This is a genomic window from Paenibacillus sp. P2(2022) (genome assembly GCF_029522175.1).
Classification (GTDB): Bacteria; Bacillota; Bacilli; order Paenibacillales; family Paenibacillaceae; genus Paenibacillus; species Paenibacillus polymyxa.
The window spans coordinates 226,752-238,582 of record NZ_JAKWFI010000004.1; the positions used below are offsets into that span (position 1 = coordinate 226,752).

11 protein-coding genes are annotated in these 11,831 nt (G+C 47.4%); 3 read left to right on the forward strand and 8 right to left on the reverse strand.

Going from position 1 to position 11,831, the window contains the following annotated elements:
• The first annotated feature begins 15 nt into the window (after window positions 1-15).
• Complete coding sequence (locus MMB75_RS15535; RefSeq protein ID WP_017426371.1) at window positions 16-693, forward strand: peptidylprolyl isomerase; 678 nt, start codon at window positions 16-18, stop codon at window positions 691-693.
• Between the two features lie 214 nt (window positions 694-907).
• On the opposite strand, the gene MMB75_RS15540 is transcribed toward MMB75_RS15535, so the two are convergent.
• Together MMB75_RS15540 and MMB75_RS15545 are read right to left on the reverse strand one after the other, a co-directional pair.
• Entirely contained in the window at window positions 908-1,579 is a 672-nt protein-coding gene (locus MMB75_RS15540; RefSeq protein WP_031463024.1) for an MgtC/SapB family protein, read from the reverse strand.
• Window positions 1,580-1,694: 115 nt separating this feature from the next.
• Complete coding sequence (locus MMB75_RS15545; protein WP_277508600.1) at window positions 1,695-3,128, reverse strand: N-acyl-D-glucosamine 2-epimerase; 1,434 nt, start codon at window positions 3,126-3,128, stop codon at window positions 1,695-1,697.
• 202 nt (window positions 3,129-3,330) lie between these two features.
• Here MMB75_RS15545 and MMB75_RS15550 point away from each other — a divergent pair, with 202 nt between their 5' ends.
• Window positions 3,331-4,122, forward strand: coding sequence for an SDR family oxidoreductase (locus tag MMB75_RS15550; protein ID WP_277508602.1), 792 nt, complete (start codon window positions 3,331-3,333; stop codon window positions 4,120-4,122).
• Between the two features lie 112 nt (window positions 4,123-4,234).
• On the opposite strand, the gene MMB75_RS15555 is transcribed toward MMB75_RS15550, so the two are convergent.
• Window positions 4,235-5,017, reverse strand: coding sequence for a YwaF family protein (locus MMB75_RS15555; protein WP_277508605.1), 783 nt, complete (start codon window positions 5,015-5,017; stop codon window positions 4,235-4,237).
• Window positions 5,018-5,157: 140 nt separating this feature from the next.
• Between MMB75_RS15555 and MMB75_RS15560 the strand changes: the two genes are divergently transcribed.
• Window positions 5,158-5,370, forward strand: coding sequence for a hypothetical protein (locus MMB75_RS15560; RefSeq protein ID WP_016821380.1), 213 nt, complete (start codon window positions 5,158-5,160; stop codon window positions 5,368-5,370).
• Between the two features lie 90 nt (window positions 5,371-5,460).
• Here MMB75_RS15560 and MMB75_RS15565 read toward each other — a convergent pair whose 3' ends face one another.
• The 5 genes from MMB75_RS15565 to MMB75_RS15585 form a co-directional block, all read right to left on the reverse strand.
• On the reverse strand, window positions 5,461-6,735 hold the full coding sequence (locus tag MMB75_RS15565; protein WP_016821381.1) for a methyl-accepting chemotaxis protein: 1,275 nt from the start codon (window positions 6,733-6,735) through the stop codon (window positions 5,461-5,463).
• Window positions 6,736-6,985: 250 nt separating this feature from the next.
• Window positions 6,986-8,329, reverse strand: coding sequence for a hemolysin family protein (locus MMB75_RS15570; protein WP_016821382.1), 1,344 nt, complete (start codon window positions 8,327-8,329; stop codon window positions 6,986-6,988).
• 141 nt (window positions 8,330-8,470) lie between these two features.
• Window positions 8,471-9,130: an SGNH/GDSL hydrolase family protein gene (locus MMB75_RS15575; protein ID WP_249507286.1), complete on the reverse strand. Its 660-nt coding sequence runs from the start codon at window positions 9,128-9,130 to the stop codon at window positions 8,471-8,473.
• A gap of 184 nt (window positions 9,131-9,314) precedes the next feature.
• On the reverse strand, window positions 9,315-10,232 hold the full coding sequence (locus tag MMB75_RS15580; RefSeq protein ID WP_277508619.1) for a PD-(D/E)XK nuclease family protein: 918 nt from the start codon (window positions 10,230-10,232) through the stop codon (window positions 9,315-9,317).
• A 112-nt stretch (window positions 10,233-10,344) separates the two neighbouring features.
• Window positions 10,345-11,655, reverse strand: a complete 1,311-nt coding sequence (locus MMB75_RS15585; RefSeq protein WP_277508621.1) for a galactokinase — start codon at window positions 11,653-11,655, stop codon at window positions 10,345-10,347.
• Between the last annotated feature and the right edge of the window lie 176 nt (window positions 11,656-11,831).

Genomic DNA, 11,831 nt, shown 5'->3' on the forward strand with positions numbered 1-11,831 from the left:
TCAGGAGGAATATTAATGAACCGAAAATCGATACGCCCATGGTACACATTGTGCCTGCTGGCCATCATGCTCGTGCTGGTTGCCGGATGTGGCACAAAAGCCACCGATGTGGAAGCTGCAAGCCGGACAAGCACCACAACTCCCGCTGCAACTAAAGACAAAAGCAAGGCTGTTTCACATCCAGTTGTCACGATTGTCATGAACGATGGCAAGAAAATCAAGCTTGAGCTGTATCCGGAAGTAGCACCGAACACGGTTAACAATTTCATCTCCTTGGTGCAAAAGGGAGCTTATAACGGTACCATTTTTCACCGCGTCATCCCCGGCTTTATGATTCAGGGTGGTGATCCGCAAGGTAACGGTACAGGCGGCCCCGGCTACAGTATCAAAGGGGAATTCAAGAGCAACGGCGTTAACAATACACTCAAACATACACGTGGCGTATTATCCATGGCCCGCTCAGCGGATCTGGATTCAGCCGGATCGCAATTTTTTATCATGGTTGACGATGCGGACTACCTCGACGGTCAGTATGCCGCTTTCGGTAAAGTAACGTCCGGAATGGACGTGGTCGACGCTATCGTCAACTCCAAACGGGATAGCAATGACAAACCTACCAAACCAGCTACAATGAAAAAAGTTACTGTAGATACGCTGGGTAAAAAATATCCAGAACCCGTCAAAGTAAAATAATCCGTCTTTCATAACGGGATAACCGCAACGACCTTGTGCATACGCATGAGGTCGTTTTTGCTTATCCCCTGATACTTTCTAAGCTGCTGATTCTGTGATGTAGTAAGAGTATATACACAAAAGGAAGCGTTTTCAATCATTATTTTTAGATTTTTTTACTGTTAAATGAGTCTACAGCGTTCGACAAAAGATACTTAATAAGCAGTAAAGTCGTCTAATTGGATTTGGTCTCGACTGAACGGATGCCTTCCATCTCTTGCAGCAGTGACAACAATTCCTCCACTCCCTCTGACCGAGACAGTTTTAGAAGCATATGAACCATCAACTGCTCACCGTTATTGATGCGCTCGGCGTGAAAGCTGTGAATGGTCAGTTTTTTGTTCTCCAGCAGTTCTTTAATTTGAATCAGTACACCCGGCTCATTATCAACCTGAACTACCACTTGCCGTGTGGACGGGGTAGCCATCTGATAAAAACGACTATGGAGCAAGGATTGAGCCGCCAAAATAAACAGCGTTACACCCGCGCCAAGCCCATACATTCCTGCACCGACAGCAATACCAATCCCGGCGGTAGTCCAGATGCCCGCAGCGGTAGTTAGCCCTTTGATTCTATTTTTTTGTGTAAAAATCATTCCTGCGCCGATAAAGCCAACTCCACTTATAACCTGTGCTGCTATTCTGGAAGGGTCCAGCGATAGGTTAGACCATACAGTCTGGTCTTGAAAACCATATTTGGATACCACCATCATAAGCGACGCCCCGATCCCGACAATGAAATGCGTGCGAATGCCTGCCTCCTTCATCCGACTTTTGCGTTCATAGCCGATTAATGCGCCGCACAATCCGGCAAACATGACCCGAATCAGGTAATCCCAATCCCACATACCTTTTTCACTCCACTATTGTTTATGTTATGAAAAGATGTTGCCTTAATATATAATTCATGATGCTCCGGCAAATGAGCCGTTATACAGCTGTTATTTTGTTATTACCCAAATTTTAAGGAACCTTTACTTCATGTTCGAGAAGATTGCGATGCGCCTTTCTTCCCTTGAGTAGCCACAGCTCTGGTGTATCCTGCACACCGTCTATACGCATACTAAATGTTCTGGATGGTAAATTACGTACACGGAGCAATAGACGGTTTCCGTCTGCTGCTGCCTCCACAAGCTCTAGCAGTGTTAGTGAATCATTCGCTAGCTTGCGGTTCACAGCGCGAGTTGAATCTGCGCTGTCCTCCCGGCTCCAAATACGCAGCTCATCTAAAGACGGCGTAGCAATTCGCTTACTGAAAGAAATAACCACCTCATCTTCGGCGGAACGTTCCGCCCTAAGAGGTGCTGGAGGCTCATCGTACATGTAGCCTCCCAGATGGTATTCATACGCAGTCCAGGCGTTGTAATCGCCCTGCAGGGCGGTAGCCCCGAATTGCCGCGTCCACTCGCGGTCCCGAACCATCCGCGCGAGCGAACCGATATCTGCCTGCACTCCGAGGGGCAAGCCCGGATAAGCGGTGCGTATGGACTGCGCGATGCGAGCATAGCCGCGAATATACTGTGGCGGCAGACGGCGGCGCATCCAGTCTGGCCAATGGGTCTGGAGTACGTGCATATCCGGGGCTACGCTCCCGATCATGGCTACCGCGTCCAGACCCTGCCATTCCCGCAGCTGACCGGGAATATCGCCACGCCCGCTCACAGCGAGCGACCATGTCGCCACGCAGATGTCCGGCCGGACATCACGCACACCGCCTGCGCCGTTCACCAGCTCACGGATGAGCCCATTCACGGCGTCCACGCGCAGATCGACCCACTGCGCGTACAGCTTCGGGACCTTCCGGTAGTAGTTCCGCGCATGCTTATCACGAAAATTCGGAATGTCCTCACCGTAGCGCGCGCGGAAGGCACGCTGCGCATGCGGCCCAATATCCCCGTACACTCCACTGCGCAGCCCGTTCCATTCGGGGAAATAAGGCTCCGCCACCTCAAAGCCGTCAAACGGAATATCGGTGACGAGCCGGGCAGCGGCTTTCTTTTTCCATTCCACATATTCCTGGGCAAAATGCGAAAGCCGCTGAAAACCATCATTGGGCTCGCGTAGAAGCTCCATGCGCCATTCCTTCCACGCTGGCGGCAGCTGGGACACACCAAAAGAACCGTTGCCCAGCACCATCGCCCACACCGCGATGCCTCTACGCTGGAAAGCAGCAACAAGCGCTCCGTCCACTTCATTCTCACGCACGACAAAATAATGCACGGTCTGGTAGCCTGCAAGGGCGATCTCATCCGCTATGCTATCCCGCGACCGATTGGCATAATAGGGAAACAACGGATCAATTTGAATACTGGGACCGCTCATGACCCATGGTTTCATTTTTCCAATTTGTGCTATAGAGCCTGACGATCCCGGTCGGCCATTTCTTTTATTGTCCAATTCGATCCACCTCCGTCACTCGCGTCTTCTCCGATACTTGCTCAGAATCTATATTTAGGCTATAAGTTTCTACTGGTTCGCCTATGTTACCATATTTCGCAAATGGGGTGAAATACAGCGGCTACTGTTTCACCATCAACGTTCAGAGGTATTGGAATAACGAGTCAGGTTTAGCTTATGAACGGAATGGGAGGAATAGTCAATGGCAGAGCAGAGATTGCAAGGAAAGATAGCAGTGGTCAGCGGCGGCGGTTCAGGAATCGGTAAAGCAACCGCCATTCGTTTTGCAGAACAAGGCGCCAAGGTAGTCATGCTGGATCGGACACCTGAGCATGCAGATGAAACCAAAGCAATCATTGAGCAGGCAGGCGGTGAAGCACTTGTGCTGGAATGTGATATTGCCAAGCCAGACATGATTCAGCAGGGGTTCGCTAAAGTCGTGGAAACATACGGAAAGCTGGATATCGTGTTCGCCAATGCAGGCATTAATGGCACCATGGCCCCTATTGAGACCATGGAGCTGGAGGAATGGGACCGCACGATGAACATTAACCTACGCGGCACCTTCGCCACCGTTAAATATGCTGTTCCATACCTGAAAGAACACGGCGGCAGCATTATCATCACCAGTTCCATCAACGGTAACCGAACCTTTTCGGGTATTGGGTTTTCAGCTTACGCCTCTACCAAGGCGGCTCAGGTTGCTTTTATGAAAATGGCAGCGCTGGAGCTGGCACGTTACAAAATACGGGTCAACGCGATATGCCCAGGAGCTATCGACACGAAAATTGATGATAACACGTACCCTACCGAAGACTTGAAGAAGGTACAAATTCCAGTCGAATTTCCGAAGGGCGGAGAGCATCCGCTGGAGGATGCTCCCGGTGAGCCAGAGCAGGTCGCCAATCTGGTCCTGTTTCTCGCCTCAGATGAATCATCTCATGTATCGGGTACAGAGATCTATGTAGACGGAGCAGAATCGCTGCTGCGTTAAGCATAAAGGGGATCGTTGTCCCCGTATAAGCTACTGCTCAGACATTCTTAGCAGCCTTATCCCAAGTCATTACTAGTGGAAAAGGCTGCTTTTGCATGGCTTTACAACTATTTTATAGCGCCCTGTCAGCACCACGCACAGCTCCTTTGCGAAGGCGGACATACAATCTGCCTCCTGGCAGCACCTCAAACAACAGCATCAGAAGAGAAAAGAATAGCAGTGCAATGACCTCTTCTGCCAAAATATAAACAGGGTATGGCCCCAAAACATCCAATATCGATGGTGTCGACGGCTTTCCGGTCAGAAACATGTAGTTGGCACCAAACGCACGGTCTACAATCCACACCATCAACGCCAAGCCATTGAGGAATAGCATAACTCCCCCTACACTCTTCCATGTCGGTCGGAGTCCTGCGATCCAGGTCATATATAGGGCAGCCAAAATAATAGCACTATGAGCTACGAAAAAATGTATAAAACGATAGTGCGGAAAGGCATAAGCCAAATTAGGCGTAAGTACTGCTTGGAGCGCTCCTCCAATTCCGGCAAACAGGACGACCGGATATAACCAACGGCTGCGGAACATAAGCATCAGGATGGACAACAGCAGTGTCACACTGCACAATTCCAAGGGCAATGATGTCTGGACATCCCAAATATGCTGTGCCACATACCATATATTCAAAGTCACCTCTGAAAGAATGAGGACCGTAATTAATAACCAGCGAATTCCCTCACTTACAGGCTTATTTGACCGAACCCATCCCCGCGTTAGCCACAGCAGCAAAGCACATACAATGAGCCCCAGTATAGCCAAAGCATGTGACGGAGTAAAGGCTTCGAACCCTTCCGGCGCATACGCATCGAACCAAGACCCTGACCATAGCCAGTCCATAGAAAGCCCCCTTCGATTTCTTTCTCTCTTTGTATCTTCTATTTTATACCAAATAGTCGAATATGTTCTAGCCGTCTTTCTTGCTTGTTCAATACCTTAACCTTTATGATAAAAGATATTATATTCAAAGGAGAACACTCATGCCGATTAATCGCCGATTAATTACAGATCAGGATTTCAGCGAGGCACTGGAACGTCATCTTCGTGTCCGGGTATTTCAAGATGACCAATTGATTGGCTCAGGCGGGACGATAATCCGTTTTGACGATCAGACCATCGTTGTGCAGTCTAGCGTCAGTGACCTGGCTTACCATCCCAGAAAACAATGTGAATTTTTTGAAATTAAAAAATAGCCACCACACACCGGAGAACCATTTTGCTTCGTTTTCCGGTGTGTAGCAGCTACGTTTTTATGGGTATGCATCATGCCTCACATGACGTTTTTAGTTATAATTGATTCCACGTGTTTTCATCATGAGTTTATTCGTAAGCACTTTCAAGTCCTCGGAAGAGGATGAAATTTCCTGCATAATAGCCGTCTCCTCATGAGCAGCCGTATAAATTTTGTGAGCACCTTCAGAGAACGCCCCTGACATTTGCTGGATACGATGAATCTGCTCAAAGGTTTGATCCACCCGATTCGTCTGCTCTGTTACGGCTTCTTCCATGGTGCGAATGCTTTCGACAAATTCACGTACAATAGCGTTCAAACGGTTCAGCGTCTGGTCGACAGAGCTTGTCCGTTCCGCCTCAGCACTGACTAAAGACGTTTGCTGATGCATCAACTCCACGGTCTCTACGATTTGTGACTGTACACGGCTAACGATAGCATTAATTTGCTGTACAGACTCCGTACTTTGGGCGGCCAGTGCGCGAATTTGGTGCGCCACTACAGCAAAGCCGTTCCCTTCTTCTCCCGCACGTGCCGCTTCTATAGAAGCATTCAGCGCCAACAGATGGGTCTGTTCGGCAATATCCTTCACCGTGCTTGTAATCGCTTCAATTTGTGAAGCTTCTTTTTCCAGTCGTGCAATCACCTGCTGTGAACGACTATGTGAAGCTGTCAGCTCACCCATGCCATCCATCAGGGATGAAAATACAGTCTGCGTTGAATCCACCGAATGCTCCATATGGCCTGACAGTTCAAGCATATGCCCCGATTTGCTACGCATCATTTTAAAATCGCCCAGCATTCGATCCGCTGTTTTAATAGATTGGGCAGAAGCTTGCTTTTGCTGCTCTACGCCATCCAAAATATCTTCTACTACCGTAGACATGGACTCGATTTGTGCCGTAGCCTGTACAATAGCCAAGCTCAGATTTTCTGCACTTTGCGAAGTTGTTCTGGTGCTATACGAGATCTCATTGAACATATCTTTAATGTTCAACATCAGATGCCGAAATGCATCGTACAACACTTTGATTTCATCATCTGAACGACGCTCTGGAATTACGACAGACAGGTTGCCCGCCGAAGCTTCCTCTGCCGCCTTGGCCAATCTAACAATCGGCCGTGTAAGTAATTTTGAGATCAACCAGCCCAAAATGCCACTCCACAGGACACCCAATAACAAAATAATCGAGGTGTATACCCATTCCTGTGTACCATGAGCAAGCCAGTCCTTGAGTACAAAAATAAAAAAAGCGCTTGTTCCATAGGTTATTGCTGAAATCAAGACAAATGCAGTAACCATTTTCGTACCTAGTGACATCTTCATGTACTGTAGCCCACCCCAAAAAACTCAAATTTGATTCCATTTTACCATAAAATTGCTACATTTCTAGTAGTATTTTTCACAGACACCTATATTTATAAGCATAAAGATGCAGAGTCTTAAGTCCCCTGACCTAACTATGCTATTCAGGCAGCAAATTACGTCAAAAAAGCGGACGAATCGCGCTGCCGCTTACGTTGCAGGCCATTCGCCACATCTGAAGCGATCTATTGCTTCGCCATGCCATTTTCCATCATTGAGAATAACTGTCATCCTTCTGTTCAACAATCGCCTTTTTAACCGCTTCAATTGTGTCTATTTGGTGACTGTTTTTTTCCAGTACAGTAAACTCCCATAATCCGCTGGTCAGCTTGTCTCCTTGCTGGATATCAAAACGTTCGGAAAGCATCCAACCGCCAATCGTATATACGTCCCCGGCCTCAATATCTGTCTCCAAGCGCCGATTGACCTCATGGATAAGCGCCTGTGATTTGAGTATGTAACGATGATCATCTGTTTTTGTAATGAGTGGTGTTAGCGCTGCGGGGGTTTCGGTATCCGTATAGGAAGGAATGTCTCCAACAATTTCCTCCATAATGTCCTCTAGGGTGACAAGCCCAGACGTTCCACCATATTCATCCACCAGCACCGCTACTGGAATACGTCGTTTTTGCATCTGAATCAGCAGATCCCGAGCCTGAACCGTCTCAATCACCTGAAGCACCGGATGAATGTAAGAAGCCATCGTTGTATTTCCTGTGCTATGCCCACGGGCCAAGTCATGCAGAGCTTCCTTCACACGAATCATCCCGATAATACGATCCCGGTCTCCATGTTCAGCTACAGGTAGAAAATTATAAACTTTGTCCTCGATCAACTCCATAAACTCGGCTACCGTTGCCTGGTGGGAAATGGAACGAATGTGGATGCGCGGTACCATAATTTCCTGCGCTGCACGGTCGTCAAAATCAAATACATTGTTCAAATATCGATATTCTGTCGGTGTAATTTCACCACTACGAAACCCTTCAGATAACGCCAGTCGAAGCTCGGCTTCACTGAGTGCTGCATCTTCTTCGGATACTTTTTTTAGCCCAAAAAGTCCCGTAATGACACGTGAAGAACGACTGAGCACCCAATTCAGAGGATACGTTATTTTATAGAAAACCGTAATCGGACGGGCAAAAAACAATGCCATCGGTTCGGCAATTTGTATGGCGAAGGTTTTGGGTACCAGTTCCCCAACGACCACCTCGAAATAGGTCAAAATCAGAAAAGCCAGCAAAAAGGAGAGCACTCCCGTTAGTCCAGCTGGAATATGCGCCAACACAAACAGGGGATGTAGCAGCTTCTCAACTGTAGATTCCCCTAACCAGCCTAGCGCCATTGAAGTTAATGTGGTTCCAAGCTGACAAGCGGATAAATACTCGTCGAGCCGAGACAGAATATTTTTAACAGCTTTCGCATTTTTGTTGCCCTCTGAGGCCAATTGGTTGATACGAGATACCCGAACACGGATAATGGAATACTCTGAGGCCACAAAAAAAGCTGTTAAGGTGATAAGTAAAATAACTAGAATGATATTTATCGTTTCCATAGCCCTCTCTTGCTCCGTTGATGACGAAGCAAGAAGCACCCCCTTTGACATTCATTTTTGGTTGGAACCATAACATAAGTAATGATGTCCATAATCGTGTATTACCCAAAAATGACAAGGAATAGACTATGTATGACTTTGTTAACGAATCGCCAACGGACTCTTTTGCACGATATCTATCCATTGATCGGCTATTAACTGGTGCCCGACCGCTGTCGGATGAACCCCGTCATGCAGCCAATAGGAAGCGTCCGCCTTGGTAGCGGCCTCGTTCAACATGCTCTGGAGCGGCACAAATACGGCCCCATATTTGTCGGCAAGTTGACGTACAATACGCTGGTAGCCCGTTATTTTTTCTTGCCAAGTGCCCCAGCGCGCCTCGGTAGCTCCCGTTTTCAAAATAAACGGCTCACACAGTACCAGCCCGGTATCTGGCATCACTTCACGCGTCTCCTCCAGCAGGTGGCAATAGGCTCGTTCAAATCGGTCCGTCACCCCGGACGGCTCCTGCTCCACGATCCGCCAGGCATCGTTCACTCCGATTAGAATACTGAGCAGGTTTGGCTGTAGGCTAAACGTGTCTTCATTCCAACGAGCATACAAATCCGAAACCCGATCCCCCGAAACACCCCGGTTTACAAATTCCGGTTGTGTAGCAGTCAGTCGACTCCCGAGTGTCCCAGCGATCAGATACACATAGCTCTGACCCAGCCAATGGTTCGCGTCCTCATTCCGTCCCCTTCCTCCGTCTGTAATGGAATCTCCTTGAAAAAGAATACGTGTGTGTCCTGTACTCGGCATTTTTCCACTGTCCCCCTTCACAATTTCCAATAATACCCTTATCATACCTCGTATTCTCCGAATTGGAAAGCGGTTTCAGAATTTGAGAGAGTTATAGCCATTATGCTGGTGGATGGTGCTTCCCACCGCTATTGCTTGTGCAGCACCATTCCACCTACTCCGTTTTTATGTTAATTTCTCGATTTCAGACCGCGCGGTACTTACACACCTCGCGAAAATTACAGCCGCCGCAGACCCTGCGTGAAGGCATCGGGGTAAAGAAAGACTCGGGCTTGGGTCGATTATAGTAATCATCATCGAGGCAGGACTTCATTTCCTCGATGTAACGTCCTACATTGCCAACTACCTTGTCGATATCCTCTGGTGTGGGGCGATATACTTCATGCTCTCCTGTCATCAAATACTCTACCCGTACCTCAATCTTCTCCAAAGGAAGCTGATAATGCTCCTGCACATAGGAAGCATACAAAAATAACTGGTCGGAGAAGTCGCCTTCCTTACCTGTTTTCCAATCTACAATAACCATGTCTCCGTTGTCTCTACGATAGAGCAAATCCATTTTGACATATACTTTTGTCTCATGTAGGAGCATCGTATCCCATTTTTCCACCTCAACGATTCGGGCCTGGCCCAGTTGCAGCTCACGCCAAACTGCGGTACGGTACAAATTGTGTACCACCGCGTGCTGTCGCTCCTTAATCCGGGCAATCCGTTCCGGAAGCACTTCATCATCGTAGTAAATTTCGGCCAGCATGACCCGATTTTTGGGATCTTGCAGCCATAGCTCACGGTGTAAGGATTCCTTGTAGCTGTCATTCAACATGCTCTTCATAGCGGTCTCCAGAAATGCTGTGCGCGGGACAGCCCCTTTTTCCATCCACCCACGTATGACCGATTCACACATTTGGTGCGTAATATTCCCGAATAAAATATATAAGTTGCTCAGTTGCTTAAGCCGATACAACGTAACTTGTTCTTCAGTGCCCTGTGCCGAATTCCAGCCATTATGCGAGCCGTAATAATGATAATAGTATTTGCGTAAGCATTCGTCGAACGTTTGGCCCCTTGATTGTGAATAGGACCAGGACGGATATATTGCCATGACAGGCCCTCCTTCATTAGAACTTCCATCTCTCTATTATAACGCATGCCTAAGCTGTATCGGCCATAAAAAGAACAAAGACTTTAACCCATAGGTTAAAGTCTTCGACTGACTAGTTAGTACACTCGCTACGAGTCCGTTCAGCATTGATCAATTCACTTACATTAACAGCACCATCCTCACGGACGTTGACAACGAGCACCGGAGTTCCCAGCATTCCGCTGATCCACTCCTTGTAATCCTCCACATGATCATTGGGAAGAATCGTCAAGATCACACCAGCAAAGCCACCACCATGTACCCTGCATGCGCTATCACCAATTGATTTTAAATACATTTCCGTTAAAGCCAGTGCAACCGATACGTCTTGTTCTCGATCAATCCCACTCCTATATACGTTCTGTAGCCATTTCCAGGAAGAGTTACCAGATTCGGTGACGAGCTTTAAGAAATCAGAAAAGCGTCCTTCCTCCAGCGATTTCACTTGCTCATCCACACGCTTGTTTTCTTCAAAAAAATGCAAAGCACGGAGCACTGCCCGATCCCCCGCTTTTTCCCTAACCATTTTGAGATTGGCATACAGATTCTCGGGCATTAAGTCACGGCAAACAGAAGCGCCTAAAGACTGAGCCACAGCACGCATTTCGTTCGGCACCGCTGCGTAGTCATCCGTTAAATCAGCATGATTTCCACCTGTATTTACAATAACCAGGGAATAGCCGTTTTGTTCAAAATTCCAATGGACTGGATTAATGATCGGTTCCTTGGGATTTTCAAAATCAATGGAAATCAAGCCGCCATATGCGCAAGCCATCTGATCGAGCAGCCCCGAAGGCTTGTTCCAATAAACATTCTCCGCATACTGACCAATTTTGGATTTAGCAACAGTATCTAATGCTCCCTCGTTATAAAAATGATTTAATATTGTGCATATCAACATTTCAAACGAAGCGGAAGAGCTTAATCCTGAAGCAGAGAATACATTACTCGATATATAAGCCTGAAATCCTCCGATGCGATACCCGAATTCAAGTAAACCAGCTGCAATGCCACGGATCAGCAGCATCGTACCATCATCCTCCGGTTTTGGTACCAAGTCGTTTAAATCAATGACGTATTTCGTTTGGTAGCCTTCAGAAAAGAAGGTAATAACAGGTTCTTCCACTCTAGCTGCTACAGCGATCGTATCAAGTGTAATACTGCCTGCCAGCACCTTCCCGTGGTTGTGGTCTGTATGATTCCCTCCAATTTCGCATCGCCCTGGAGCACTAAATAATTCAATATCCCCTACACCAAAATGCTCCTGATACGCCTGTATAAGTGATTGATATCTAGAGGTTTGCTCGGAAACTTGTTGTTGACCGTACATTCGAGCAAGCACCATCTGTCCCTCGCTGGAATTCAATAGCTCCATATCTTTCATCGTATATCCCCCTACTTGTATGTGTTTTCCACTCAGAATGATGCTTTAATTATCTCAATTTTTCCTGTGTAAAAGTATGGCACAATTTTAATCTGTAAGCGCTTATTTTAATCGCTTTTATGAGCATTTTACCAATATAACTAAAAAAGAACCAGCCCCTAATCCGGACTGGTTCC

Bases quoted from the DNA above. Each gene is read 5' to 3' on its own strand.
- MMB75_RS15535 (WP_017426371.1), top strand. From the start codon at position 16: ATGAACCGAAAATCGATACGCCCATGGTACACATTGTGCCTGCTGGCC.
- MMB75_RS15540 (WP_031463024.1), bottom strand. From the start codon at position 1,579: ATGTGGGATTGGGATTACCTGATTCGGGTCATGTTTGCCGGATTGTGC.
- MMB75_RS15550 (WP_277508602.1), top strand. From the start codon at position 3,331: ATGGCAGAGCAGAGATTGCAAGGAAAGATAGCAGTGGTCAGCGGCGGC.
- MMB75_RS15555 (WP_277508605.1), bottom strand. From the start codon at position 5,017: ATGGACTGGCTATGGTCAGGGTCTTGGTTCGATGCGTATGCGCCGGAA.
- MMB75_RS15560 (WP_016821380.1), top strand. From the start codon at position 5,158: ATGCCGATTAATCGCCGATTAATTACAGATCAGGATTTCAGCGAGGCA.
- MMB75_RS15565 (WP_016821381.1), bottom strand. From the start codon at position 6,735: ATGAAGATGTCACTAGGTACGAAAATGGTTACTGCATTTGTCTTGATT.
- MMB75_RS15570 (WP_016821382.1), bottom strand. From the start codon at position 8,329: ATGGAAACGATAAATATCATTCTAGTTATTTTACTTATCACCTTAACA.
- MMB75_RS15575 (WP_249507286.1), bottom strand. From the start codon at position 9,130: ATGCCGAGTACAGGACACACACGTATTCTTTTTCAAGGAGATTCCATT.
- MMB75_RS15580 (WP_277508619.1), bottom strand. From the start codon at position 10,232: ATGGCAATATATCCGTCCTGGTCCTATTCACAATCAAGGGGCCAAACG.
- MMB75_RS15585 (WP_277508621.1), bottom strand. From the start codon at position 11,655: ATGAAAGATATGGAGCTATTGAATTCCAGCGAGGGACAGATGGTGCTT.